This window comes from Bordetella genomosp. 6 (assembly GCF_002119705.1).
GTDB lineage: Bacteria > Pseudomonadota > Gammaproteobacteria > Burkholderiales > Burkholderiaceae_B > Bordetella > Bordetella bronchiseptica_F.
The window spans coordinates 4,691,986-4,715,683 of record NZ_CP021107.1; the positions used below are offsets into that span (position 1 = coordinate 4,691,986).

The following is a 23,698-nucleotide window of genomic DNA, read 5'->3' on the forward strand; positions in this document are numbered from 1 at the left end:
GCCGCATCCGCCCGATCCGGAACGCCCCCCGACCGCATGGCGGCGCGCCCACCTGATGGACGCTCACTCGATCCGATTTGTCCGCCATCTGGATTCTTAGTACTATCCTCGGATAAATTCTATATGCGCACAAATGTTCGCATATAGAACACAAAGATTTTTCTGGCCGCGGCACAGGAAGGCACCCAACGGAAGAGACGCCCGGCCTGCCGGACGCCGCCGGGTCAGCCCGACACGCCACGGCTCCATCCGAGTGAGCATTCAATGGATAACCCTATCCGGAATCTGGCGGTCGTCGGCGCGGGCGCCATGGGCAGCGGCATCGCCGCCCTGTTCGCCTCCAGGGGCTTCGACGTGGTGCTGATCGACCCGATGGAAGGCGCGCTGGCGCGCGCCGCCCAGGTCATCGAACGGCAACTCAGTGTGCACGCACCCAACGCCATCGCGCCGGCCATGCGCCGCATCCGCATGGACGCCGGCCTGGAGGCGGCCTGCTCGGCGCAACTGGTGATCGAGGCGGTGCCGGAAAAACTGGCCCTCAAGCGCGACCTCTTCGCCCGGCTCGACACCCTATGCGATCCGCAGGCCATCTTCGCCACCAACACGTCCGGCCTGTCGATCAACGACATCGCCCAGGCCGTGACGCGCCGCGACCGCTTCGTCGGCACCCACTTCTTCACGCCGGCCGATGTGATCCCGCTGGTGGAAGTGGTGCGCAACGACGACACGTCCGAGCAGACCGTGGCCCGGGTGATGGACATGCTGCGCGCCGGCGGCAAGCGGCCGGTGCTGGTGCGCAAGGATATTCCCGGTTTCATCGCCAACCGCATCCAGCACGCCCTGGCGCGCGAAGCCATTTCGCTGCTGGAAAAAGGCGTGGCGAGCGCCGAGGACATCGACGAAGTCGTCAAGTGGAGCCTGGGCATCCGGCTGGCGCTGTCCGGCCCGCTGGAGCAGCGCGACATGAACGGCATCGACGTGCACTACGCGATTGCCAGCTATCTCTACCAGGACCTCGAAAACCGCACCACGCCTTCCGACCTGCTCAAGAACAAAGTGCAGGCCGGCGAACTGGGCGCCAAGAGCGGCCAGGGTTTCTATGCCTGGCCGCCCGAACGCCGCGAGCGCGTGCTGCGCGACAAGAGCGCGGCGCTGGCCGAGCTGGCCGCCTGGCTCGAAAGCAGGAAACCGGATTGACCCTCTCACCCCATCCAGCCTTGCCGCCCGCGCGGCAAGGCTTTCCGCCGTCGGCCCGCGCCAGGGCAACCCCTCCCCCACGCCGGGCAGTCAACCGCTCATGGCGTAGAGCGGAGTGCCCGTCCCGGCGGGGCCAGGCACTGCGGCCAGCCTGCAAAGACGGTATCTGTCCCATCCCTGGGACGCGCCACACACCACACAAACAACATCGCCTTACCAGGAATATGTAGGAGGCACCATGAATAAACTCACGTCCTTTTTCACGGAGCTGATGCGCAAGTATCTGCCCGATCCTTTCGTTTTCGCGATCGCGTTGACTCTGTTGACCGTGCTGATGGCTTTCGGCATCGAAGGCCAGCCGCTGGACCAGATCACCCGCGAATGGGGCAAGGGATTCTGGAGCCTGCTGGCCTTCACGACCCAGATGGCCGTCATCCTGGCCATGGGCTATGTGCTGGCCACCGCGCCGCTGACCGACCGCCTGCTCGACCGCATCGTCAGCCATGTGCACCAGCCGCGCACCGCCATCATTGTCGCGACCCTGGTCGGCGGCATCGGCAGCTACCTGAACTGGGGGTTCGGCCTGGTGATCGGCGGCGTGGTCGCCAAGAAACTGGCGCTGAAGGTCAAGGGCGTGCACTACCCGCTGATCATCGCCGCCGCCTACAGCGGCTTCACGATGTACGGCCTGGGCCTGTCGGCCAGCATCCCGGTGCTGGTCGCCACGCCCGGCCATCCGACGGCCGACCAGATGGGCGTGATTCCGCTGTCGGAAACCATTTTCTCGCTGCCCATGCTGATCACCAGCCTGGTGATCATCGTCACCCTGCCGCTGCTCAACGCCTGGCTGCATCCCAAGCAGGGCGAGCAGGTCGTCGAAGTGGACCCGGCCATCGACCAGAGCAGCGCGCCGGCCAAGGCCGCCGACGACCTGACCGCCGAGAACACGCTGGCCAGCCGCCTGAACAACAGCCGCATCCTCAGCCTGCTGATCGGCCTGCTGGGCATCGCCTATGTGGTGTTCTATTTCATGGACGGCAAGTCGCTGGACCTGAACCTGATCAACTTCATCATCCTGTTCCTGGGCATCATCCTGCTGGGCACCCCCGCGGCCTATGTGGCCAAGCTGAACGAAGGCATCAAGACCATCTCCGGCATCATCCTGCAGTACCCGTTCTATGCCGGCATCATGGCCATCATGGCCGGCTCCGGGCTGGTGGCCACCATTTCCAAGGTCTTCGTCGACGTCGCCTCGCCGGGCAGCCTGCCGTTCTGGGGCCTGATCAGTTCGTTCGTCATCAACTTCTTCGCGCCCTCGGCCGGCGGGCACTGGGTGATCCAGGGCCCGTTCATGATCGACGCCGCCAAGGAAATCGGCAGCGCGCTCAACCAGACCACCATGGCCGTGATGCTGGGCAACGCCTGGAACGACCTGGTGCAGCCGTTCTGGATCCTGCCCGCCCTGGCGCTGTCGAAGCTGAAACTGCGCGACGTGATGGGCTATACCGTCATCATGATGCTGTGGGTCGGCGTCATCCACATTGCCGCGGTGCTCGCCTGGGGCTACCTGACCCACTGACGCCGCCGCGCCTTTTCTTCTCTTACGGAGCCCAGCCATGAAACCTGCCGCCTACCTGGTCACCGGCGCCTCGTCCGGCATCGGCGCGGCCATCGCGCGCGCCCTGCTCGATGCCGGCCACCGCGTCGTCAACATCGACTACCGGCTGCCCGCCGATGCGCCGCAAGGCCTGGTGTCGTACCAGGCCGACCTGACGGATGAAGCGCGGACGCGGGCCGTGGCCAGCGAAGTGACCGAGGCCTATGACATCGTCGGGCTGGTCAACAACGCCGGCGCCACGCGGCCGGGCACGGCCGACACCGCGACCCTGGCCGATCTCGACTACGTCGTTGCGCTGCATCTGCGCACGGCCATGATCCTGGTCCAGGCGGCGCTGCCGGCCATGCGCGCGGCAGGCTTCGGCCGCATCGTCAACATGTCGTCGCGCGCGGCGCTGGGCAAGCCCGAACGGGTGGTCTACTCGGCGACCAAGGCCGGGCTGATCGGCCTGACGCGCACCCTGGCCATGGAACTGGGCGGCGACGGCATCACGGTCAACGCCATCGGCCCGGGTCCCATCGCCACCGAGCTGTTTCGCAACAGCAACCCCGAAGGCGCGCCGCGCACGCAGCGCATCATCGACAGCATTGTGGTCAAGCGGCTGGGCACGCCCGAGGACGTGGCGCGCGCCGCCATGTTCTTCCTGTCGCCGGACAATGGCTTCGTGACGGGCCAGGTGCTGTACGTATGCGGCGGCACCACGCTGGGCGTGGCGCCCGTCTGAACGCGGCCATGGCTCCTGCCCGCCCCCTCGCGCGTCACGCGCGCGCCGCCTCAGCGGCGCCGCAGCGCCTGGTTGATGTGCTCGGCCGCGTTGCGCAGCGGCGGCAGGAAAGCCTGCAGCATCTCTTCGCGCGAGTACCGGTTGGCGTGGCCGCTGACGTTCATCGCGCCGATGACGCGCCCGCCACGGTCGACAATGGGCACCGCCACCGATTGCAGTCCGGGCTCCAGCTCCTGCACCACGCAGGCGTAGCCGTCGGCGCGCACCGCCGCCAGGATCCGCTTGAGCTCGGCGCGATCGACCACGGTGGCCGGCGTGTAGGGATGGATCCGGCTTTCGTCCAGCAGGCGATCCTGCTCGGCCTCCGGCAGCCCGGCCAGCAGCACGCGGCCCATCGAGGTCACCCAGGCCGGCAGCCGGCTGCCCACCGCCAGGTTGATGGTCATCACCTTGTGCGTCGACAGCCGCAGGATGTACACGATGTCCACCCCATCGAGCACCGAGACCGAGCACGACTCGCGCGTGGTCTCGGCCACCTCTTCCATATAGGGCAGGGCCAGGTCCCACAGCGGCGTGGCCGACAGGTAGGCATAGCCCAGCTCCAGGATGCGCGGCGTCAGGGTGAAGCGGCGGTCCTCCTGGGCGACGTAGCCCAGGCTTGCCAGCGTCAGCAGGATGCGGCGCGCCCCGGCGCGCGTCAGCCCCGTGGCGGCGGCCACCTCCGACAGGGTCATCTGCGGGCGCTGCGGGCCGAAGGCACGGATCACGGACAGGCCACGCGCAAACGATTGCACATAGCTGTCGCCGGGTTGCTGGGGTACTTGCTCGACCATGGGACCTGTATGCAGAAGGTGGAAATGCAGCCGCTCGGAACGCGCGCCATTGTAGGGGCGCGGGGCCGTTTCGGCGGCCGGCCGCGCCGCGGCCAGGCGCCTTGACACCCCCTGACCACCATGAAACGATGTTCTTCAGAAGAACGGTTGTTCTGATATAGAACAAATTATCACACGCCACCTCTATCGAAGATACCCATGATTTCCAAGCTCGTTGCTACCGCGGCCGACGCCCTGGCCGACGTCCAGGACGGCGCCACCGTCATGATTGGCGGCTTCGGCACCGCCGGCCAGCCCATGGAACTGATCGACGCCCTGCTCGAGCAGGGCGCCAGGGACCTGGTCATCATCAACAACAATGCCGGTAACGGCACCACCGGCCTGGCCGCGCTGCTGGGCGCCGGGCGGGTGCGCAAGATCATCTGCTCGTTTCCGCGCCAGATCGACTCGCAGATTTTCGACGGCCTGTATCGCGCCGGCAAGCTGGAGCTCGAACTGGTACCGCAGGGCAACCTGGCCGAGCGCATCCGCGCCGCGGGCGCCGGCATCGGCGCCTTCTTCACGCCCACCGGCTACGGCACGCCACTGGCCGATGGCAAGGAAACCCGCGAGATCAACGGCCGCCAGTACGTACTGGAGTACCCCCTGCACGCCGACTACGCCCTGATCCAGGCCGAGCGCGGCGACCGCTGGGGCAACCTGGTGTACCGCAAGACGGCGCGCAACTTCGGCCCCATCATGGCCAGCGCGGCGCGCGTGGCCGTGGCGCAGGTGCGCCAGGTGGCCGAGCTGGGGGAACTCGACCCCGAGGCCATCGTCACGCCCGGCATTTTCGTCAAACGAGTGGTGCAAATCGACGCCCCGCGCGGCGCCAAGGAGCAGTAATGAGCAGCAAGCTGACCCGCGACGAAATCGCCGCCCGCGTCGCGCAGGATATCCCCGAAGGCGCCTACGTCAACCTGGGCATCGGCCTGCCCACGCTGGTGGCCAACCATCTGCCCGCCGACCGCGAAGTCATCCTGCATACCGAGAACGGCATGCTGGGCATGGGCCCGGCGCCGGCCAAGGGCGAGGAAGACTACGACCTCATCAACGCCGGCAAGCAGCCGGTCACCGAACTGCCCGGCTGCTCGTTCTTCCACCACGCCGATTCGTTCGCCATGATGCGCGGCGGCCATCTCGACATCTGCGTGCTGGGCGCGTTCCAGGTGTCGCGGCAGGGCGACCTGGCCAACTGGCACACCGGCGCGCCCGACGCCATCCCCGCCGTGGGCGGCGCCATGGACCTGGCCATCGGCGCCAAGGACGTCTTCGTCATGATGGAACTGCAGACCCGCGACGGCCAGAGCAAGCTGGTGCAGGCCTGCACCTACCCGCTGACCGGCGTGCGCTGCGTCTCGCGCGTCTATACCGACATGGCGGTCTTTGACCTGCGGGCCGGCGAGATCACCGTGACCGACCTGTTCGGCGATACCACGCGCGAGCAGTTGCTGGCGCTGACCGGCCTGCCGCTGAAGTTCGCCGACTGACCATCCATTGCGCCCCGGCCGGCGGCCGGGGCTTTTCCCGCTTGAAGGAGTTCCCCATGCTGTTCATGGTTCAAATGCAAGTCAACCTGCCGCCCGACATGCCCGCCGAGCGCGCCGACAAACTGAAGGCCGACGAAAAGGCGCTGGCCCAGCAGATGCAGCGCGACGGCAAGTGGCGCCACCTGTGGCGCGTGGCCGGCCGCTACGCCAACGTCAGCATCTTCGACGCCGCCGACAACGACGAACTGCACCAGATGCTGTCGTCGCTGCCGCTGTTCCCGTACATGGACATCCAGGTCACCGCGCTGGCGCGCCACCCCTCCGCGATCTGATCGACCTCTCCCTCAGGAAACCGCCATGCCCTACATCATCGAGACCTTCGACAAGCCCGGCAGCCTGGACGTGCGCCAACAGCACCGCAATGCGCACCTGCAGTTCCTCGACCAGCACAAGCATCTGCTGCTGGCCTGCGGCGCCAAGCTGGACGACGACGGCAAGGACCTCGGCGGCGGCCTGTACGTGGTGGATGTCGACACGCGCGCCGCCGCCGAACAGTTCATCCAGGCCGACCCGTTCCACCTGGCCGGACTGTTCGAGCGGGTCGCGATCACCCGCTGGCGCAAAGCCTACGTCGACGGCACCTCCTATCTGTAATTGCCTGCCTGCCCAAGGCGGGCAGGCCCCGCTTCAGGAATCACCATGTCTTACGCCGACCTCAGCCAGGCGCGCCTGTATTACGTCATCGACGGCCCCGACGACGCCCCCGTGCTCGTACTGTCCAATTCGCTGGGCACCTGCGCCGATATGTGGGCGCGCCAGATCCCCGAACTGAGCCGCCGCTTCCGCGTCCTGCGCTACGACACGCGCGGCCATGGCAAATCGTCCGTGCCCGATGGCCAATACAGCTTCGCGCAGCTGGGCGGCGACGTCGCCGAACTGCTGGAACACCTGCGCATCGAACGCGCGCACTTCTGCGGCCTGTCGATGGGCGGCCCCACCGGCATGTGGCTGGCGCTGGAACGCCCCGAGCTGATCGACCGCCTGGTCCTGTGCAATACCGCGGCGCGCATCGGCAGCGCCGAGGGCTGGAGCGCGCGCATCGCGGCGGTGCGCCAGGACGGGCTGGAAGCCATGGCGCCCGGGCTGGTCGAACGCTGGCTGACGCCGCAATACCGCGCCGCCGAGCCGGGCCTGACCCAGATCCTGGTCGACATGCTGCGCCGCACCCCGGACGCCGGCTATGTGGCCAATTGCGCGGCGCTGCGCGACGCCGACCTGCGCGAACGCGTCGCCGCCATCCGCGCCCGCACGCTGGTCATCAGCAGCACCCACGACCTGGCCGCCACGCCCCAGGACGGCAAGGCCCTGGCCGCCGCCATCCCCGGCGCGCGCTATGTCGAGCTCGACACCTCGCATATTTCCAACTGGGAGCAACCGGAAGCGTTCACGCGCGCGCTGACCGGCTTCCTCACGGAGTGAACGGCATGCAACGCTGGAAACAACGGCCGCCCGGTTCGAACTGGGGCGACTTCGGCCCGGACGACCAACTAGGCCGCCTGAATCTGATCACGCCGGCCGAAGTGCTCAAGGCGGCGCAGGAAATCCGCGCCGGCCGCAGCTTCTGCCTCTCGCTGCCGCTGGACCTGCCCGGCGGCAACGTGCTCAACCCGCGGCGCCATCCGCCGCAACTCAGCCCCACGCGCCTGCAGGACACGCCGTACGTGAACTTCCCGCTACGCAATATCAACCCCGACGCGGTCGACGTGCTCAGCGACGACCAGGTGCTGCTGTCGATGCAGTACTCCACGCAATGGGATTCGCTGGCCCACGTCGGGGCGCTGTTCGACGCCGACGGCGATGGCCGCGCCGAGCTGTGCTACTACAACGGCTACCGCGCCGGCATCGACATCGTCGGGCCGGCCGACGCCGACCACGCCGGCTGCGGCTGCAATACCGGCGGCCCCTCGGCCGCGCTGAAGCTGGGCATCGAGAACCTGGCCCAGCACAGCGTGCAGGGTCGCGGCGTGCTGCTGGACCTGGCGCGCCACTACGGCACCGGCCGTACCCTGGTGGGCTACGAGGCGCTGACGCAGGCGCTGGCGGCGGACGGCATCGAGATCGAATCGGGCGACATGCTGGTGCTGCGCACCGGCTACGCCGAAGCCGTGGTCGGCATGGACGGCAAGCCCGACGCCGACGTGCTGCATCAATACGGCGCCGCGCTCGACGGCACCGACGCCGAACTGCTGCAGTGGATCACCGACAGCGGCATCGCCGCCATCTGCGCCGACAACTACGCGGTCGAGGCCTACCCCGCGCGCGAACGCCAGGGCCCGCGCGCCATGCTGCCGCTGCACCACCACTGCCTGTTCAAGCTGGGCCTGCCGCTGGCCGAACTGTGGTACCTCAAGGACCTGGCCGAATGGCTGCACGCCAATGGCCGCCATCGCTTCATGCTGACCGCGCCGCCGCTGCGCCTGCCCCACGCCATCGGCTCGCCGGTGACGCCCGTGGCGACAGTGTGACCCTTCGGGTGCCTGTCCCCGCAAGGGGACCGGCATCCGCTGACGGCGATCCGCCCGTGATCTCGGCAACGGCTGCGGCGGTGCCTGTCCCGCCGGGACAGGCTCGCGGGGATGAGTCGGCGCGTGCCAGTCCCCGTGCGGGGACAGGCACGCGGGGATGATGCTTCAGCTTTTCCCCGACAGGCAGGTGCTCATGTAGGCCTTGCGCTTCTCGCCCGTCAGGGCCTGTTCGGAGGCGCGCGAGTTGCAGTCTTTCATGCGCTGCTGCTGGGGGGTCAGCTTGTTGGCGGGTTCTTCGCCCTTGAGGCAACTGCTCATGTAGGCCTTGCGCTCGTCGCCGGTCTTGCCGGTTGCCGATTTGTTGCATTCGGCCATGCGCTTTTGCTGTGGCGTCAGCTCCTTGCTGGCCGAGGCCTGGGCCCAGGCGGCGCCGGAACAAAACAGGGACACAAGAGTACAAGCAGCAAACTTGCTCACGCGGGAAATCATGGATTCCTCCCTGGAGCCGCCCGGTTCGTACAGCCATCCGCGGCGACGCTGTGCGCCGGCGCCCGTCGGCCGGCTTCCAATGATCTGCCAAACCGGTGTGCGCCGCAAGTTCCCGGCCGCAGCATCGCGGCACAAGTGGCCACCAATGTTTACGGCCTAGGCTGTTTTATGGGTTGCGCGCCCGTCGCGGGCCGGCTTATGGTGTAACCGCAGTGGCGCAAGCGCCGCTACAGGAGACCATGATGAAGATTCGTCTCGCTAGCCTGACCGCCGCACTGCTTCTGGCGACGACCGGCGCGCTGGCGCAAAGCCTGCCGTATGGCGTCACGCTGGGCAATCTGCAGGCCACCCGCGATGCCACCGCCGGCGTCAGCACCATTACCGGCTCGCTCAGCAACCAGGGCGCCAAGCGCATCGGCCGCGCCTGGGTTGTGTTCGCGCTGTACGACTCGCAGGGACGCGAGATCGGGCGGGTCAAGGAGCAGTCCATCGGTCCCATCGCCCCGGGCGAAATATGGCAGATCCGCAGCACCACGCCGCAACCCTTCGAACGCTTCTCGGCCATCGAAATCAAGGCGGAATGACGGCTGGCGACGGTGCCCGGACCCAACTTATGGGAAAATCCTTTTTTGTCGGCGCCAGCCTCGCCCGTCCGGGCGAGCCGGCCGCGCGTCCAATCCCGGGACGCCCCCGCGCCAGACTCTCTAGGATGGAATCATGTTTCCCAAAAGACTCACCGACGGCTATCACGCCTTCCTGCAAGGCCGCTTCCACAGCGAGCGCAGTCGATACGAAGCATTGGCCGAAAAAGGCCAGAAACCCGAAATCCTGCTGATAGGCTGTTGCGACTCCCGCGTTTCCCCCGAAGTCATCTTCGACGCCGGCCCGGGCGAGATCTTCGTCGTGCGCAACGTCGCCAACCTGGTGCCGCCCTGCGAACCTGACGCCGAGTCGTCCTTCCACGGCACCAGCGCGGCCATCGAATTCGCGGTCAACGGCCTGAACGTCAAGCACATCGTCGTGCTGGGCCACGCCTCCTGCGGCGGCATCCGCTCGTTCTACGACGACGGCGAGCCGCTGTCGAAGATGGACTTCATCGGCAAATGGATGTCGCAGATCTCCCCGGTCGCCGATCGGCTGGGCCCGTCCACCGGCGATCGCGCCACCGACATCAAGCGGCTGGAACTGGCCGTGGTCGAGGAAAGCCTGCGGAACCTGATGACCTTCCCGTCCATCAGCAGCCGCGTGGAACGCGGCGAACTCGAACTGCACGGCACGTACTTCGGCGTGGCCACCGGCCTGCTGTACGTGCTCGACCGCACGACGGGCGAGTTCGCCCCCTGGCTGGAAGAGGACGCGGCGGCCTGAGGCGCGCCGCATCCGCGTGCGTCAGGCCAGGCCTGCCGCGCGCAGGTCCGGCGTGCGCCGATGCCAGTCGCTCGCCTGCTGGAAAGCCACGCCCAGGCCACACAACAGCCCGTCGTCGAAGGGCTTGCCCATCAATTGCACGCCAACCGGCAGGCCGTCGGCCGAAAAGCCGGCGGGCAGGGCCAGCCCGCTGGCGCCCAGGAAGTTGCCGGCGCGGCTGAACGCCGCCAGCGGCGTGCCCTGCTCGTCCACCTCGTCGAGGCGGCAGGCGGCAAAGGGCAGGCTGGGCGTCAGCAACGCATCGTAGTCCTGCATCCAGGCGCGCCATTGCGCGCGCGCCTGGGCATGTTCGCGCATGGCCGCGATATAGTCGGCCGCGCCGATGGCCCGGCCCGACTGCACCCGGGCCCGCACGAACTCGCCCAGCGGCAAGGCTGCATCGTCGATGTAGCCGCGATGCAGCGCATACGCCTCGGCCGCGATGATACGGCCGTTGGCGTGCATCAGCTGGTTGAAATCGAAAGGCGTCGCCACCGTCGCCACGTCCGCGCCCAGGGCGCGCAAGGTGTCTGCCGCCTGCCGCACGGCCAGCGCCGCGTCGGCGCTGACGGCCAGCGGATAGTTGTCCTCGGCCATGACGGCGATGCGGCGGCCCGCCAGCGGCCGGCCGCCGTCGCGCGGCGGCGCATAGGCGAAGGCCGGCACGCCCAGCGTGGCCGGATCGGCCGCATCGGGGCCGGCCAGGACTTGCGCAAGCAGCATGGCGTCGTACGCGTCGCGCGTCATCGGGCCGATCGAATCCAGGGTCTGCGACAGCGGCACCGCGCCGTACAGGCTGATCAACCCGGCGCTCGTCTTCAGTCCGGTGATGCCGTTGAGCGCGGCCGGGATCCGCACCGACCCGCCCGTGTCCGAGCCCAGCGCGGCCGGCGCCAGGCCCGCGGCCACGGCCACGCCCGAACCGCTGGACGAGCCGCCCGGGATGCGCGGGTGGGACAGGTCCCAGGGGTTGCGCGGCGTGCCCATCACCGGATTGGTGCCCCAGCCGCCGAACGCGAACTCCACCATGTGCGTCTTGCCCAGGACCACCATGCCGGCGGCCAGCAAGCGCCGAACCGCCGTCCCGGTGACCGTGCTGCGGCGCTCGCGCCAGGCGGCCGAGCCCGCCGTGGTGACCTGCCCTTCGATCTCGCACAAATCCTTGATGGCGATCGGCAGGCCATCGAGCGGCCCCAGCGCATAACCGGCGGCGCGGCGCGCGTCGGCGGCCTGCGCCAGCCGCAGCGCCCCCTCCTCGTCGACGCTGACGTACGCGTGCAAGGCCTCGTTGGCGCGCGCGATGCGCGCCAGGTAGTGACGCGCCAGTTCCACCGCGCTGTAGCGGCCCGCTTCCAGGCCCCGCGCCAATTCGGCCAGGCTGGAAAATGCAAGTTCAGACATGATTTCCTCGAAAGACAACCCTGAAGCGGCGCGCGCGTGGGCGCGCGCCGGCCACTGCGGCACCCGCGCTCAGCGCTTGTTCCAGGCGGGGGCCGGGTAGACCGCCTTTTCGACCGCCACATCCTCCGGATACACGGGCAACATGCCCTTGCCCGGCAGCAATTGCACCACCGGGAACGGCATCTGCAACTGCTTGCCGGTCTCGTCGATGGCGTACGGCCCGGCCATGACGGTGACCTTGTCGGAGAGATCCATCGACGCCTGCTTGAGCGCGGCGGCATCGGTCGCGCCGGCCTTCTTGATGATCTCCTCGGTCAGCGCGCCCGCGCCGTAGGCCAGGGCCGTCTGGAAATCGGGCGGAAACTCGGCCTTGGGAAACAGCGTGTCGTATGCCTTGGCGAACTGCTCGCGCGTCAGGCCGGCGTTGACCTTCCAGTTGATGGCGGGATGGTAGTTGGTGTGGCTGAAGATGTAGTTGGAGTCCGCGCCGATCGCCTGGAACTGCGGCGTGGACGCATACACCATGAAGGTATACGGGAAGTTGATGTCCAGCTGCTTCATCTGGCGCGTCATGCTGATCAGGTCGCCCTCGTACGAGGTCGGCACCAGCGCATCGGCGCCGGCCGCCTTGGCCTTTTGCAGCAGCGTGCTGAAATCCTTCTGCCCCTTGGGATATTTTTCGTACAGCACCACTTCGATGCCGTTCTTGGCGGCCTGCGCGCGGCCGCCATCGGCCAGGCCGGCCGGGAACGGTTCGTCCGAGTACAGGATGGCCGCCTTCTTCACGCCCAGCTTGCCGGCCAGCGCCATCGGCGCGCGCAGCATGGCCGACACCGGCATCTGCGTGCCGGACACCATGTACTTGAAGCCCTGCTTGTACAGGTCGTCGCTGGCGGCCGACCACACCATCATGTACTTGCCCAGCCGTTCGGTCACCGTGCCGGCCGCGGCTGTCAGGGTCGAGCCGAAGGGCGCGAACACGAGATCGACTTTTTCATCGACAATCAGGCGTTCGTAAACGCGCGTGACCATTTGCTTGTCGCTGCGGTCGTCCAGCTTGACCAGCTCGACGGGATACTTCTTGCCCTTGATCTCGATGCCGCCGCGCCGGTTCACGTCGTCGACCCAAACCTCGACGCCGCGCACCCCGGACTGGGATGCCAACGCAAAGCTGCCGGTCGACGACACCGTCATGCCGATGCGGATCTTGTCGGACGCCTGGGCGGCGCCCGTTGCCGGCGCCAGCGCAGCGGCGGCAATCGCCAGTGCGGGCAAACGGAATAACCACGATTTTCTGGACATGGAAATGCTCCTTGCATTGCACAGATAGGAACCACCGGACATTGCCGCACCAGGGCGGACAGGCTGGAATTGCTCACGCTTTGAGCAATTCGAGAAATAGCGTATAACAAATAGGCATGGAGTGCACGCTTTGAATAAACTGAGCTACCGCCAGACCGAAATGCTGTGGGCCATCGTCACCGCCGGCTCGATCAGCGGCGCCGCCCGGCTGCAGAACATCAGCCAGCCGGCAGTCAGCCGCATGCTGGCGCAGACCGAGAAACAGCTGGGCCTGAACCTGTTCGAACGCGTACGCGGCCGGCTGCAGCCCACTCCGGAAGTGCGCATTCTTTTCGAGGAAATCGAGAAGACGCAGCGCATGATGCAGCGCGTCAACGACCTGGCCGACGCCCTGGCCGGCCACGGCGCCGGCGTGCTGCGGCTGACCTCGATCCCCAGCCTGGCCCAGTACCTGGTGCCGCGCGCCGTGGCGCGCTTCCAGCGCACCCACGCCGATATCCTGCTGCGCCTGAACGCCACCGCCCTGCCGCACCTCATCAACGACGTGCTGCACGGCGAAGCCGAGCTGGGCCTGGTCGTCATGCAGGCCGACCACCCGTTCCTGACCTCGCTGCCGCTGCATACGGGCCGCATGGTGGCCGCCATCCCGCGCAGCCACCCGCTGGCCGAACGCGGGCAGGTCACGCTGGCCGACCTGTCGCCCCACCCGCATATCGTGGTGGGCACGCGCATGCCCTACGGCATGCTGGTGCAAAGCGCCTTCGAGCAGGCCGGCCTGCCTTGCCGCATGTGCGCCGACGTGCCCTGGAGCCAACTGGCCTGCGCCCTGGTCAACGCCGGCGCGGGCATCGCCATCGTCGACGAATTCACGGTCATGAAGAACATCTGGCCCGAGATCGCCATCGTGCCCCTGGCCGAGGACATCCCGCTGCACATCAGCGCCGTCCACGCCAACAACCGCCCTCTGTCGCGCATCGCCGCCGAGTTCATCCCCCACCTGCGCGACGTGCTTGCGGAGTCGTTTTCCAAGGCTGACTAGGGTTAATACTTAACCTGTAGTTATGGTTTTGGCTCCCCAAACGTTTCATAATCGACTCCGATAAGACGGCCACTTGTTTTCCACACCGGCCCGGAGGGAGTCATGAGCAGCAGCCTTGCCGCCTCGGCGCACGCGTCCCACCGCCTGCAGGACCAGCAGGCGCAACGCACGCGCACCCGCATTGCCACCGGCATCTTCGCCGTCCTGGCCCTCGGCCTGGCCGTCGTGCCGATGGCGACGTCGAACATCTCGTTCGCCTTCTACCTGATGTTGTGGGTCACCATGGCCAGCGCGATGAACATCTGCGTGGGCTTTACCGGCTACCTGCCATTCGGCTTCGTGGTGTTCTACGGCGTGGGTTCGTACGCCACCGGCATCTGCTACAAGGTGCTGGGCTGGCCCATCCTGCCCTCGCTGGCCGCCGCCAGCGCAGTCGGCCTGCTGATCGCGCTGCTGTTCGCGCCCACCCTGCGGCTGCGCGGCGTGTACTTCGGCATCGTCAGCCTGGCGCTGGCCACCATCATGCGGCTGCTGATCTCCAACCTGCCCGATGGCTTCACCGGCGGCAGCATGGGGCTGATCCTCTCCAGCGCCAACAACCCGACCCACAGCTACTACGCCATGCTGGCCGTCATGGCCGCCACGCTGGCGACCGTGACCTGGCTCTCGATATCGCGCCTGGGCAAGGCTCTCAAGGCCATCCGCGACGACGACGCGGCGGCCGCCTGCGTCGGCATCCACGTGCCGCGCACGCGCCTGAAGGCCTGGCTGCTGGCGGCGCTGTTCCCGGCCCTGGCCGGCGGCATCGAGGCCTGGTACACCAACGTGGTCGATCCGGAATACGCCTTCCACGTCCTCATCACCGCCAAGAGCATCATCTACGCCATGGCCGGCGGTTTCGGCACCATCATCGGCCCGGTCGTCGGCACGCTGGCGCTGCTGGGCATCGACCACCTGATCTGGCAGAAATTCCCGGTGCTCAACCTGCTGCTGCTGGGCCTGGTGATCGTGCTGCTGATGCTGTTCCTGCCGCGCGGCATCGTCGGCAGCCTGCTCAAGCGCTACCCGCAACTGCGCCAATACATCGCCTGAGGAGCCGGACATGAGCGGACTGATTATCCAGGGCCTGGTCAACGGCCTGATCCTGGGCGCCATCTACGGCCTGATCGGCGTGGGGCTGAACGTGATCTTCGGCGTGCTGCGCGTGGTGAACTTCGCGCACGGCGAATTCCTGGTGCTGGGCGCCTACTTTGCCTACTACCTGCTCGAATACGCCGGCATCGACCCGCTGCTGGCATTGCCGCTGGCCTTCGGCGCCTTCTTCCTGGCCGGCTACGTGCTGTATTTCGTGCTGATCCCGCGCCTGTCCAAGGCCGACGACCCCGAAATCAGCTCGCTGCTGCTGATGTTCGGCGTGTCCATCATGCTGGGAGCCATCATGCTGCTGGCCTTCGAGGCCGACGCACGCTCGCTGCCCTACGAGATCGAACCGGTGTTCTTCAAGATCGGGCCGGTGCTGATCCCGACCGTGCGCCTGATCGCCCTGGCCATCGCGCTGGCCGTGGTCGCCGTGCTCGCCTGGTTCCTGTACCGCACCCAGCTGGGCAAGGCCCTGCGCGCCATCATCATGAACCGCGACGCCGTGCGCATCGTCGGCATCAACGTCGAGCGGCTGTCGGCCGTGGCGTTCGGCCTGGGCATCGGCCTGGCCGCCGTCACCGGCGTGCTGGTGGCCATGGTGTTCCCGGCGTTCTCCCCCTTCATGGGCAACGACTACACCCTGATCGGCTTCATCGTCATCGTGCTGGGTGGGCTGGGCCACCCCGTGGGCGCGCTGGTCGGCGCCATGCTGTTCGGCGTCACCGAACAGGTTTCGGTGGTGTTCTTCAACCCCTCCATCGCCACGATCTGCGGCTTCGTGCTGATGGTGGCCATGATCTTCGTGCGGCCCACCGGGCTGTTCGGCCACCGCGCCCTGCGCTGATCGGAGACCGTCGCCCATGTTGAAAGTCAGCAATCTGCAAAAGCGCTTCGGCGGGCTGGTGGCGCTGCGCGGCGTCGACCTGCACGTGCCGCGCGCCGCCATTCTCGGCATCATCGGCATGAACGGGTCGGGCAAGACCACCATGCTCAACTGCATCAACGGCCTGTATGTGCCCGATGCCGGCAGCATCGTGCTCGACGGCGCCGAAATCGCCGGCAGGCAAGTCCACGAGGTGGCGCGCCTGGGCGTGGGACGCACTTTCCAGGTCCCGCGCGTGTTCCAGCACCTCAGCCTGCTGGACAACCTGGACGTCGCGCAGCAGCAGACCAGCCGCGACGCCGACGAGCGCTACGCGCAGTCGGAATACTGGCTGCACAAGGTCGAATTGCACCGCCTGCGCCACAACCATGCCGAGGAACTTTCCGGCGGGCAGCAGAAGCTGCTGGAGCTGGCACGCATCATGGTGGCGCAGCCCAAGGTCATCCTGCTCGACGAGCCGTTTGCCGGCGTCAACCCGGCCCTGGCGCAACTGCTCATCGGCATCATCCGCGACGTCCCGACCGAGCATGACTGCTCCGTGGTGCTGGTCTCGCACGACCTGACCTCGATCTACCAGCTGTCGCACCACATCATCGTCATGAACGAAGGCGCGATCCTGTGCGAAGGCGACGCCGATCGCGTGCGCACCGATCCGCGCGTGATCGAAGCCTACCTGGGAGCCTGACCATGCCGACCTCCGCCGCAACGACCGAGCCGGTGTTCGCCCTGGACAATGTCACCGTGGCCTACCACGGCGACATCACCATTCTCAACGGGGTCAACGTACAGGCGCGCGCCGGCCAGGTCACCGGCATCATCGGCCCCAACGGCGCGGGCAAGTCCACCGTGCTCAAGACCCTGTTCGGCTTTTTGCCGCTGCGCGGCGGCCGCATCGTGCTGCGCGGCCAGGACATCAGCCGCCAGCCCTCGCACGAGCGCGCCGCCAGCGGCGTGGCCTTCGTCCCGCAGCACCGCAGCCTGTTCGGCGAGCTGTCGGTCGAGGACAACCTGGTGCTGGGATGCTGGCCGTTTCGCCGCGACAAGGACAAGGTGCGCCGCCGCATCGATTCGGTGTACCAGCGCTTTCCCATCCTGGCGCAGAAGCGGCATGACCCCGTCTCCAGCATGAGCGGCGGCCAGCAGCGCTTCGTCGAGTTCGGCCGCGCCCTGCTGATCGAGCCCTCGGTCATCCTGCTCGACGAACCCACCGCCATGCTGGCGCCCAAGATTTCCAAGGAAATCTACGCCCTGGTGCGCGGCTTCGCCGACGAAGGCATGACCGTCATCCTGGTCGACCAGAACGTGCGCCGCTGCGCCGAGATCTCCGACTACATGTACATCCTCGAACTCGGCCGCAACAAGGCCGAGGGCGCCCACGAACAATTCGGCCACGACGGCGGCCTGCGCGACATGGTCGCGTCGTGGATGGACTACAAGATAGACTGATCCCCGGGTGCCTGTCCCCGCAGGGGGACAGGCATCCGCCGACTTCCCGGTGCCTGTCCCCACGGGGACAGGCACCCGCCCCCCAACACACCGACTGACGCGCCGCTACATACCCTCCTGCACGAAACGGGCATACGCGGCCAAATCGAACCGGCCATGCGGCGAAGTCGCGTCGTAGCCGGGAGGCGCATCAACGCCGCCCTGATCCAACATCCGAGCGCGATAGCTGGACCATGGGTATTGGTCCGGCCTTGCCACGATGCCTGCGCGTACCGGATTCAATTCGATGTATCGGCAGCATTCCCAAAAGTATTTTTCCGTTTCGATAACCGAAGAGTAGTACCTGGACTCCCACAGCGTACCGGACAGACCATGTCTGCGATTGAACCTGCGGCCGGCTCCGCCCGCCAATTTGCCCATGATCTGCGACAGCGCGCGGCAGTCATGCAGAGGGGCAAGCAGCAAGTGGACGTGATTGGGCATCAGGCACCATGCGTAGACTGCCACTTGCAAACGCCGCCGTTCGCGCTGCAGTTCGTTCAGATAGGGCAGGCAATCCGCGTCATCGGTGAATATCGACTGGCGGCGATGTGCCCGTTGGACAACATGGTGAGGATGGCCTTGCAGCACAATGCGGGCTCGTCGCGGCACGACGCACTCCTGGACAGATCATGTGCCTCAGGATATCGCGCAGGCGCATAACGTCGTATGGCAACGAGATCTCTTTGCCCCACTGAATCTCGCGCGAGGCATGCACAGTTGGCGCCTGTCCCCGCAGGGGGACAGGCATCCGGGGACAGACTCCAACGCGCTTCCCCGCCCCCGCTATACCGTTATTACCAGAATGACTTAGACGGCGGGTTGGCTGTGCTGCTACGGTTATGTGCATCAATCCAGGATGGCGTCTTCCGGGCTCGTCCCGCGCCATGCCATGCACCCCGAAGGGCAGTAAGACATGTACGTGTACGATCCGGTCGACCAGCAGCTGGTCGAAGAGCGTGTGGCGCAATTCTCGGACCAGACGCGGCGCTTTCTCGACGGCCAGCTGACCGAAGACGAGTTCCGCACCCTGCGCCTGCAGAACGGGCTTTACATCCAGCGCCACGCGCCCATGCTGCGCATTGCCATCCCCTACGGCATGCTGGCCGCGCGCCAGCTGCGCAAGCTGGCGCATATCGCCCGCACCTGGGACCGCGGCTACGGCCACTTCTCGACGCGCCAGAACATGCAGTTCAACTGGCCGCGCCTGGAAGACGTGCCGGCCATCCTGGCCGAACTGGCTTCGGTGCAGATGCATTCGATCCAGACCAGCGGCAATTGCATCCGCAACACCACCAGCGACCACTTCGCCGGCGTCGCCCCCGACGAACTGGTCAACCCGGTGGTGTGGTGCGAGATCATCCGCCAGTGGTCGACCCTGCACCCCGAGTTCGCCTTCCTGCCGCGCAAGTTCAAGATCGCCGTCAGCGGCGCGGTCGAGGATCGCGCGGCGGTGGGCGTGCACGACATCGGCCTGCAGGCGGTCGAGCGCGACGGCCAGCTGGGCTTTCGCTTCTGGGTCGGCGGCGGGCTGGGGCGCACGCCCATGGTGGGCCACCTGATCAATCCGTTCGTGCCCTGGCAGCATCTGCTGACCTATCTGCAGGCGGCCTTGCGCGTGTACAACCTGCATGGCCGGCGCGACAACAAGTTCAAGGCCCGGATCAAGATCCTGGTCAAGGATCTCACGCCCGAGGTCTACGCGCGCCAGGTCGAGCAGGAGTGGCAATCGCTCAAGGACGGCCCCGATACGATCACCCAGGAACAGCTGGACACCATCGCGGGCCGCTTCGTCTGGCCCGACTACGACAGCGCCGCCGCCAGCCAACCCGACCCGACGGACGCCCGGGCCCAGGCCGACCCGCGCTTTGCGCGCTGGCTGCGCACCAACGTGCGCGCGCACAAAGTGGCGGGCTACGCGGCCGTGACGGTGTCGCTGAAAGCCACCGGCGTACCGCCCGGCGACATCACCGCCGACCAGATGGACGCGGTGGCCGACTTGTCCGAGCGCTATGGCTTCGGCGAGCTGCGCGTCTCGCACGAGCAGAACCTGGTCCTGGCCGACGTGCGCCGGGCCCGGCTCCACGACCTTTGGCAGGAGCTGCAGCAGCTGAACCTGGCCACCCCCAATATCGGGCTGCTGACCAATATCATCGCCTGTCCCGGCGGCGACTTCTGCGCCCTGGCCAATGCTGTCTCGATTCCGGTGGCCGAATCCATCCAGCGCCGCTTCGACGATCTCGACTACCTGTTCGAGATCGGCGAGCTGGATCTGAACATCTCGGGCTGCATCAACTCCTGCGGGCATCACCACGTCGGGCACATCGGCATTCTCGGCGTGGACAAGGCCGGCGAGGAGTGGTACCAGGTGACGCTGGGCGGCCGCCAGAACGGCGCGGCCAAGCCGCTGCCCGACCTGGAGTCGCCGCGCGGCGGCGGCGCGGCCATTGGCCGCATCATCGGCCCGTCGTTCGCGCGTACGCAGATCCCCGACGTGGTCGATCGCCTGATCCGCACCTATCTGGAATTGCGCGACAGCGACGCCGAACGCTTCATCGATGTGGTCGACCGCGTCGGCATCGACCCCTTCAAGCGCGACGTCTACGCCGACCCGGCCGTCGCCAAACCCGCCTCGCAGCAAGAGCCCGCTCATGCCTGAAGCCAGCCACCCCGACCATCTGATCCGCGCCGGCCGCCTACAGGGCGACGATGCGCGCCTGTTCACCCCCGAGGCCGACGGCCCCGCCGACCAGGCGCCGCCCGACGAACCCGGCTGGGTCGTGACGCTGGCCACCTGGAAGGCCGCCGCCGCGACATTGCGTGCGCGGCGCCACCCGGTGGGCGTGCAACTGCCGCCGGATGCGCGGCTGGACGAACTCACCGGCCCTGACGGCGAGCTCGACCGGACCGCGCTGTCCTTCATCGCCATCGACTTTCCGGTCTATACGGACGGCCGCGGCTACTCGCTGGCGCAGTTGCTGCGCCGCCGCTACGGATGGGATGGCGAACTGCGCGCCGTGGGCGATGTCATGATCGACACCATCCATTACCAGGCACGCGTTGGTTTCGACAGCTTCCTGGTCAAGCCCGGCCACGATCCGCAGCGGGCGCTGGCCGCCTTCCGCACCTTCAGCGTGCACTACCAGCACACCTATCCGGCTCCGGCCGCGGCATGAGACGGCGCCGCCGCGGACGACGCGGCGGCGCCGCCCAGGGTGCTTACCAGGACGTGCTGTAGGCGCCGGGGAACTGCTTGGCGACGAACTGCTTGACCTCTTCGGACTGGTACGCCTTGACGAAGCGCGCGATGCGCGGATCGTCCTTGTTGTCCTCGCGCGCGGCGATGACCACCACGGCAAACGGCGCTTCCTTGCTCTCCAGCGCCAGTGCATCGCGCGCCGGCGACAGCCCGGCCGGAATGGCATACGCCGAATTCACCGCCGCGGCATCCACGTCAGCCAGCGAGTGCGGCAGTTGCGCCGCGTCGATCTCGAGGAACTTCAGGTTCCTGGGGTTGGCGGCGATGTCGAACAACGAGGCATTGACCGTGACGCCCGGCTTGAGCTCGATCAGGCCGGCCGCCTGCAGCACCAGCAAGGCGCGCGCGCCGTTGGTCGGGTCGTTGGGAATCGCCACCTTGGCACCCTGCGGCAGCGCGTCCAGCGCCTGGTAGCGCCTGGAGTACACGCCCATCTGCTGCACCACCGCGCTGGCGACCGGCGCCAGGCGGTAGCCGCGCGCCTTGTTCTGGGCATCCAGGAAGGGCTTGTGCTGGTAGATGTTGAGGTCCAGTTCGCCGGCATCGAGCGCCGCGTTGGGCTGGATGAAGTCGCTGAACTCGACCAGCGTGACGCGCAGCCCGTCCCTGGCCGCCACGCTCTTGACCACTTCGCCGATCTGCGCGTGCGGCCCCACCGTGACGCCGACCTTCAATTCGGCGTCCTGCGCCAGGGCCGGCGCGGCGGCAATACTGAACAAGGCCGCGCAAGCGGCGACGAGATGGCGAATACGCATGGGAAAGCTCACGAAGAAAGGGAAAACGCCGGACGGCAAGAGGCCGATTCTACGAAGCCGCCCTCAAAACGAAAAGCGATGAAATCGCATATCCAAAGACCATACGGTTATTAACATGCAGGCCGCCGCGGGCGACAATAGCGGTTTTGCCTTGCGCCGTACCTGCCATGTCGTCCTCTGCTGAACTGCATCCCCACGCCCGCGCGCTGCTGGCCGATCATTACGCGGCCATCGACGCCGACCTGCCCGCCCTGCTGGAATTGCTGTTTGCGCGCAGCGCCGGCGAAGACTGGCACAAGGCCGGCACGTTCAAGCACCACCTGCTGGGCGTCTACCGCACGCTGGCGCTGTGGAACCAGCCACGCGAAGTGCGCCTGCTGGGCCTGTTCCACAGCGTATATGGCAACGAATACGTGGACCTGACGCTGTTCGACCGCGAACGCGAGCGCGCCACCTTGCGCCAGCACCTGGGCGAAGAAGCCGAGCAATGGGTGCACCTGTTCTGCGCCATGCCCCGCACCCAGTTCGTGCAGCGCATCCTGGCGGGCGAAGGCCGCGGCGGCGCCGGGCTGGCGCTGCAAGGCGCCGACGGCCAGCCGCTGACGCTGACGCCGCGCCAGGTAGCCGCCTTCATCGTGGTGTCGGCGGCCGACGTCGGCGAACAGTGGCATAGCTGGCAGGACGAGATCTTCGCCGGCTATCCCCACCAGGAGCGCCGCGACACCGCGACGCACTGGGCCGCCTCGCTGTGGCCCGGCCCGCTCAAGCCTCCGGCGCGCATCCTGGGCATGCTCTCCCGCCTGCTGCAACCCTTGTCCGCGCTGCCCGCCGGCACCGGCATCCCCACGCCGCCCGCCTTCGGCCATTGCACCGCCGTGCTCGACGCCGGCGACGAGGCGGCCGCCGCGGCGCTGTACTGGCAGGTGATCACGCGCATGCACCCCATGACCGAAATGGACAGCGCGCGCCATCTGCTGCACGCCGCCATCGCCCACAACCCCTGGGTAGCCGAGCCGCGCCTGCTGCTCGCGCAGCTGGCGCTGACCGCGCAGGACTACGACACCGCCCTCGAGCAGGCCGCCGCCGGCCTGGCAGCCCTGCAGGCCTGGGGCACCAGCTGGGACAAGCGCATCGAATGGTCGGGCTGGATGGCCTGGGCGCGCATCCTGCTGCAGAACGCGCGCGCCCGCCAATGGCCGGCCACGCTGGGCGGATTGAACGGACTGGGCCTGGTGGGCTAGCTTCGATGGCGTACGGCAGTGTGCCTGTCCCAGTGGGGACAGGCACACCTCGCCGCGGATGTCAGTTCCCGTCCGGGGACAGGCGCCCCGCGTATCGGAATGGGACGAGCGCCCGCGCGATCAGCTCTCGCGCCGGCCGAACCAGCCGCCCACGGTATAGCGGACGCGCGCCCACATGGCGCGCATGCCTATGCCCAGCATGTTGAGCTCGGCGCTGGGCGCGGCGGCCCGCGGCGGTGCGCCGCGAGCGGGGCGCGCCAGGCTGGCCTGGGCCATGGCCAGCACGGCCTGCGCCTGGCTCAATACCGCCTGCGCCTGCAGCAGCACGGCCTGCGCGTCCGGGCTGACTGCGCTGCCCGCGGCTGCGGCCGCGGCAACAGGCGCCGCGGGTCCGGGCCGGGCGGGCATGGCGCCGGCCGGCTGCGCCGGCTCCTGCTGCGCCTCGCCGCTGAGCGAGCGCGCCAGGTTCTGCTCGAACTGCCCCAGGATCTGCGCGGCCACTTCGGCGATCATGCCGCTGCCGCGCCCATACTGCGCCACCGCCCCCGACAGCGCCAGCTGGGTATTGACCGTCACGTCGGTGCCGCCATTGGCGGCCGGCGTCAACGCAAAGCTGAACTCGGACTTGGCCGAGCCGCGCCCTTTCGGATCCATGCCCGAGCCCTGCAGCCACGCGGTGTGCGTGGCTTCGTCCTTGCGCACCAGCTCGGCCTGGCCTTCGAAGCCCAGCTTGATCGGCCCCAGGCGCACGGTCACCGAGCCCTGGTACTTGTCCGGGCCCAACACCTCGGTCAGGCGCGCGCCGGGCAGGCAGGGCATGATGCGCGGCACATCCAGCATCAACTGCCATGCCTCGTCCAGCGGCAACGGT

The 23,698-nt window shown here is 67.6% G+C and carries 26 protein-coding genes; 19 read left to right on the forward strand and 7 right to left on the reverse strand.

Translation table 11 applies throughout. From position 1 onward, the window contains the following. The first annotated feature begins 264 nt into the window (after positions 1–264). The 3 genes from CAL11_RS22040 (at position 265) to CAL11_RS22050 (ending at position 3,539) form a co-directional block, all read left to right on the forward strand. Entirely contained in the window at positions 265–1,197 is a 933-nt protein-coding gene (locus tag CAL11_RS22040; RefSeq protein WP_086094280.1) for a 3-hydroxyacyl-CoA dehydrogenase family protein, read from the forward strand. Between the two features lie 238 nt (positions 1,198–1,435). After that, a complete protein-coding gene (locus CAL11_RS22045) occupies positions 1,436–2,776 on the forward strand; it encodes a short-chain fatty acid transporter (RefSeq protein ID WP_086094281.1) in 1,341 nt (446 codons plus the stop codon). A 37-nt stretch (positions 2,777–2,813) separates the two neighbouring features. Beyond that, entirely contained in the window at positions 2,814–3,539 is a 726-nt protein-coding gene (locus CAL11_RS22050; protein WP_086094282.1) for an SDR family NAD(P)-dependent oxidoreductase, read from the forward strand. 50 nt (positions 3,540–3,589) lie between these two features. On the opposite strand, the gene CAL11_RS22055 is transcribed toward CAL11_RS22050, so the two are convergent. Next, positions 3,590–4,372, reverse strand: a complete 783-nt coding sequence (locus CAL11_RS22055; protein ID WP_033453532.1) for an IclR family transcriptional regulator — start codon at positions 4,370–4,372, stop codon at positions 3,590–3,592. Between the two features lie 198 nt (positions 4,373–4,570). On the opposite strand from CAL11_RS22055, the gene CAL11_RS22060 reads away from it, so the two are divergent. Genes CAL11_RS22060 through CAL11_RS22085 form a run of 6 tightly spaced genes read left to right on the forward strand, consistent with a single transcriptional unit; the run spans position 4,571 to position 8,426 of the window. Next, the gene (locus tag CAL11_RS22060) at positions 4,571–5,257 is read left to right on the forward strand and encodes a 3-oxoacid CoA-transferase subunit A (RefSeq protein WP_033453534.1); all 687 of its coding nucleotides are present in this window, start codon (positions 4,571–4,573) and stop codon (positions 5,255–5,257) included. After that, positions 5,257–5,901, forward strand: coding sequence for a 3-oxoacid CoA-transferase subunit B (locus CAL11_RS22065; protein ID WP_033453536.1), 645 nt, complete (start codon positions 5,257–5,259; stop codon positions 5,899–5,901). Before CAL11_RS22060 ends, CAL11_RS22065 begins: the two co-directional genes overlap by 1 nt. 56 nt (positions 5,902–5,957) lie before the next feature. Beyond that, complete coding sequence (gene catC, locus CAL11_RS22070) at positions 5,958–6,233, forward strand: muconolactone Delta-isomerase (RefSeq protein ID WP_033453538.1); 276 nt, start codon at positions 5,958–5,960, stop codon at positions 6,231–6,233. A 25-nt stretch (positions 6,234–6,258) separates the two neighbouring features. Then, positions 6,259–6,555 (forward strand): YciI family protein, encoded by a 297-nt coding sequence (locus CAL11_RS22075; protein WP_086094283.1) that lies wholly within the window; start codon positions 6,259–6,261, stop codon positions 6,553–6,555. Between the two features lie 45 nt (positions 6,556–6,600). Beyond that, on the forward strand, positions 6,601–7,380 hold the full coding sequence (gene pcaD / locus CAL11_RS22080) for a 3-oxoadipate enol-lactonase (protein ID WP_167382562.1): 780 nt from the start codon (positions 6,601–6,603) through the stop codon (positions 7,378–7,380). Between the two features lie 5 nt (positions 7,381–7,385). Beyond that, entirely contained in the window at positions 7,386–8,426 is a 1,041-nt protein-coding gene (locus CAL11_RS22085) for a cyclase family protein (RefSeq protein ID WP_167382563.1), read from the forward strand. 165 nt (positions 8,427–8,591) lie between these two features. On the opposite strand, the gene CAL11_RS22090 is transcribed toward CAL11_RS22085, so the two are convergent. Then, a complete protein-coding gene (locus CAL11_RS22090) occupies positions 8,592–8,915 on the reverse strand; it encodes a PsiF family protein (RefSeq protein ID WP_033465187.1) in 324 nt (107 codons plus the stop codon). A gap of 239 nt (positions 8,916–9,154) precedes the next feature. Between CAL11_RS22090 and CAL11_RS22095 the strand changes: the two genes are divergently transcribed. Both CAL11_RS22095 and CAL11_RS22100 read left to right on the forward strand, forming a co-directional pair. Further along, positions 9,155–9,499, forward strand: a complete 345-nt coding sequence (locus tag CAL11_RS22095) for an FxLYD domain-containing protein (RefSeq protein ID WP_086094664.1) — start codon at positions 9,155–9,157, stop codon at positions 9,497–9,499. Between the two features lie 133 nt (positions 9,500–9,632). Continuing rightward, complete coding sequence (locus CAL11_RS22100; RefSeq protein ID WP_033465193.1) at positions 9,633–10,283, forward strand: carbonic anhydrase; 651 nt, start codon at positions 9,633–9,635, stop codon at positions 10,281–10,283. Positions 10,284–10,304: 21 nt separating this feature from the next. Here the strand turns inward: CAL11_RS22100 and CAL11_RS22105 are convergent, their stop codons facing one another. Together CAL11_RS22105 and CAL11_RS22110 are read right to left on the reverse strand one after the other, a co-directional pair. Then, positions 10,305–11,723 (reverse strand): amidase, encoded by a 1,419-nt coding sequence (locus CAL11_RS22105; protein ID WP_086094665.1) that lies wholly within the window; start codon positions 11,721–11,723, stop codon positions 10,305–10,307. A 69-nt stretch (positions 11,724–11,792) separates the two neighbouring features. Further along, a complete protein-coding gene (locus CAL11_RS22110; RefSeq protein ID WP_033465196.1) occupies positions 11,793–13,025 on the reverse strand; it encodes an amino acid ABC transporter substrate-binding protein in 1,233 nt (410 codons plus the stop codon). 121 nt (positions 13,026–13,146) lie between these two features. Between CAL11_RS22110 and CAL11_RS22115 the strand changes: the two genes are divergently transcribed. The 5 genes from CAL11_RS22115 (at position 13,147) to CAL11_RS22135 (ending at position 17,533) form a co-directional block, all read left to right on the forward strand. Next, positions 13,147–14,064 (forward strand): LysR family transcriptional regulator, encoded by a 918-nt coding sequence (locus CAL11_RS22115; protein WP_033465199.1) that lies wholly within the window; start codon positions 13,147–13,149, stop codon positions 14,062–14,064. A gap of 102 nt (positions 14,065–14,166) precedes the next feature. Continuing rightward, positions 14,167–15,156: a branched-chain amino acid ABC transporter permease gene (locus tag CAL11_RS22120; RefSeq protein ID WP_033465202.1), complete on the forward strand. Its 990-nt coding sequence runs from the start codon at positions 14,167–14,169 to the stop codon at positions 15,154–15,156. Positions 15,157–15,166: 10 nt separating this feature from the next. Further along, positions 15,167–16,048 carry a branched-chain amino acid ABC transporter permease gene (locus CAL11_RS22125; RefSeq protein ID WP_014905407.1) on the forward strand — a complete coding sequence of 294 codons (882 nt, stop codon included), beginning with the start codon at positions 15,167–15,169 and terminating at the stop codon, positions 16,046–16,048. 16 nt (positions 16,049–16,064) lie between these two features. Then, positions 16,065–16,772: an ABC transporter ATP-binding protein gene (locus CAL11_RS22130; protein WP_086094286.1), complete on the forward strand. Its 708-nt coding sequence runs from the start codon at positions 16,065–16,067 to the stop codon at positions 16,770–16,772. Positions 16,773–16,774: 2 nt separating this feature from the next. Further along, positions 16,775–17,533, forward strand: a complete 759-nt coding sequence (locus CAL11_RS22135; protein WP_033465208.1) for a branched-chain amino acid ABC transporter ATP-binding protein — start codon at positions 16,775–16,777, stop codon at positions 17,531–17,533. A 105-nt stretch (positions 17,534–17,638) separates the two neighbouring features. Here CAL11_RS22135 and CAL11_RS22140 read toward each other — a convergent pair whose 3' ends face one another. Beyond that, on the reverse strand, positions 17,639–18,184 hold the full coding sequence (locus CAL11_RS22140; protein WP_086094287.1) for an REP-associated tyrosine transposase: 546 nt from the start codon (positions 18,182–18,184) through the stop codon (positions 17,639–17,641). A 304-nt stretch (positions 18,185–18,488) separates the two neighbouring features. Between CAL11_RS22140 and CAL11_RS22145 the strand changes: the two genes are divergently transcribed. Both CAL11_RS22145 and CAL11_RS22150 read left to right on the forward strand, forming a co-directional pair. Further along, positions 18,489–20,231, forward strand: a complete 1,743-nt coding sequence (locus tag CAL11_RS22145) for a nitrite/sulfite reductase (RefSeq protein WP_086094288.1) — start codon at positions 18,489–18,491, stop codon at positions 20,229–20,231. Next, a complete protein-coding gene (locus CAL11_RS22150; protein ID WP_068924690.1) occupies positions 20,224–20,748 on the forward strand; it encodes a DUF934 domain-containing protein in 525 nt (174 codons plus the stop codon). Before CAL11_RS22145 ends, CAL11_RS22150 begins: the two co-directional genes overlap by 8 nt. 43 nt (positions 20,749–20,791) lie before the next feature. Here CAL11_RS22150 and CAL11_RS22155 read toward each other — a convergent pair whose 3' ends face one another. Next, on the reverse strand, positions 20,792–21,586 hold the full coding sequence (locus CAL11_RS22155; protein WP_086094666.1) for a MetQ/NlpA family ABC transporter substrate-binding protein: 795 nt from the start codon (positions 21,584–21,586) through the stop codon (positions 20,792–20,794). A gap of 167 nt (positions 21,587–21,753) precedes the next feature. On the opposite strand from CAL11_RS22155, the gene CAL11_RS22160 reads away from it, so the two are divergent. Beyond that, positions 21,754–22,827, forward strand: coding sequence for a DUF6817 domain-containing protein (locus CAL11_RS22160; protein WP_086094289.1), 1,074 nt, complete (start codon positions 21,754–21,756; stop codon positions 22,825–22,827). Between the two features lie 120 nt (positions 22,828–22,947). Here CAL11_RS22160 and CAL11_RS22165 read toward each other — a convergent pair whose 3' ends face one another. Then, positions 22,948–23,667: an SRPBCC family protein gene (locus CAL11_RS22165; protein ID WP_347876370.1), complete on the reverse strand. Its 720-nt coding sequence runs from the start codon at positions 23,665–23,667 to the stop codon at positions 22,948–22,950. Positions 23,668–23,698: the final 31 nt, after the last annotated feature.

What these genes read in the sequence shown, in the direction of transcription:
- CAL11_RS22040 (WP_086094280.1), top strand. Translation starts at nt 265, where the DNA reads ATGGATAACCCTATCCGGAATCTGGCGGTCGTCGGCGCGGGCGCCATG.
- CAL11_RS22045 (WP_086094281.1), top strand. Translation starts at nt 1,436, where the DNA reads ATGAATAAACTCACGTCCTTTTTCACGGAGCTGATGCGCAAGTATCTG.
- CAL11_RS22050 (WP_086094282.1), top strand. Translation starts at nt 2,814, where the DNA reads ATGAAACCTGCCGCCTACCTGGTCACCGGCGCCTCGTCCGGCATCGGC.
- CAL11_RS22055 (WP_033453532.1), bottom strand. Translation starts at nt 4,372, where the DNA reads ATGGTCGAGCAAGTACCCCAGCAACCCGGCGACAGCTATGTGCAATCG.
- CAL11_RS22060 (WP_033453534.1), top strand. Translation starts at nt 4,571, where the DNA reads ATGATTTCCAAGCTCGTTGCTACCGCGGCCGACGCCCTGGCCGACGTC.
- CAL11_RS22065 (WP_033453536.1), top strand. Translation starts at nt 5,257, where the DNA reads ATGAGCAGCAAGCTGACCCGCGACGAAATCGCCGCCCGCGTCGCGCAG.
- catC (WP_033453538.1), top strand. Translation starts at nt 5,958, where the DNA reads ATGCTGTTCATGGTTCAAATGCAAGTCAACCTGCCGCCCGACATGCCC.
- CAL11_RS22075 (WP_086094283.1), top strand. Translation starts at nt 6,259, where the DNA reads ATGCCCTACATCATCGAGACCTTCGACAAGCCCGGCAGCCTGGACGTG.
- pcaD (WP_167382562.1), top strand. Translation starts at nt 6,601, where the DNA reads ATGTCTTACGCCGACCTCAGCCAGGCGCGCCTGTATTACGTCATCGAC.
- CAL11_RS22085 (WP_167382563.1), top strand. Translation starts at nt 7,386, where the DNA reads ATGCAACGCTGGAAACAACGGCCGCCCGGTTCGAACTGGGGCGACTTC.
- CAL11_RS22090 (WP_033465187.1), bottom strand. Translation starts at nt 8,915, where the DNA reads ATGATTTCCCGCGTGAGCAAGTTTGCTGCTTGTACTCTTGTGTCCCTG.
- CAL11_RS22095 (WP_086094664.1), top strand. Translation starts at nt 9,155, where the DNA reads ATGATGAAGATTCGTCTCGCTAGCCTGACCGCCGCACTGCTTCTGGCG.
- CAL11_RS22100 (WP_033465193.1), top strand. Translation starts at nt 9,633, where the DNA reads ATGTTTCCCAAAAGACTCACCGACGGCTATCACGCCTTCCTGCAAGGC.
- CAL11_RS22105 (WP_086094665.1), bottom strand. Translation starts at nt 11,723, where the DNA reads ATGTCTGAACTTGCATTTTCCAGCCTGGCCGAATTGGCGCGGGGCCTG.
- CAL11_RS22110 (WP_033465196.1), bottom strand. Translation starts at nt 13,025, where the DNA reads ATGTCCAGAAAATCGTGGTTATTCCGTTTGCCCGCACTGGCGATTGCC.
- CAL11_RS22120 (WP_033465202.1), top strand. Translation starts at nt 14,167, where the DNA reads ATGAGCAGCAGCCTTGCCGCCTCGGCGCACGCGTCCCACCGCCTGCAG.
- CAL11_RS22125 (WP_014905407.1), top strand. Translation starts at nt 15,167, where the DNA reads ATGAGCGGACTGATTATCCAGGGCCTGGTCAACGGCCTGATCCTGGGC.
- CAL11_RS22130 (WP_086094286.1), top strand. Translation starts at nt 16,065, where the DNA reads ATGTTGAAAGTCAGCAATCTGCAAAAGCGCTTCGGCGGGCTGGTGGCG.
- CAL11_RS22135 (WP_033465208.1), top strand. Translation starts at nt 16,775, where the DNA reads ATGCCGACCTCCGCCGCAACGACCGAGCCGGTGTTCGCCCTGGACAAT.
- CAL11_RS22145 (WP_086094288.1), top strand. Translation starts at nt 18,489, where the DNA reads ATGTACGTGTACGATCCGGTCGACCAGCAGCTGGTCGAAGAGCGTGTG.
- CAL11_RS22150 (WP_068924690.1), top strand. Translation starts at nt 20,224, where the DNA reads ATGCCTGAAGCCAGCCACCCCGACCATCTGATCCGCGCCGGCCGCCTA.
- CAL11_RS22155 (WP_086094666.1), bottom strand. Translation starts at nt 21,586, where the DNA reads ATGCGTATTCGCCATCTCGTCGCCGCTTGCGCGGCCTTGTTCAGTATT.
- CAL11_RS22160 (WP_086094289.1), top strand. Translation starts at nt 21,754, where the DNA reads ATGTCGTCCTCTGCTGAACTGCATCCCCACGCCCGCGCGCTGCTGGCC.
- CAL11_RS22165 (WP_347876370.1), bottom strand. Translation starts at nt 23,667, where the DNA reads ATGCTGGATGTGCCGCGCATCATGCCCTGCCTGCCCGGCGCGCGCCTG.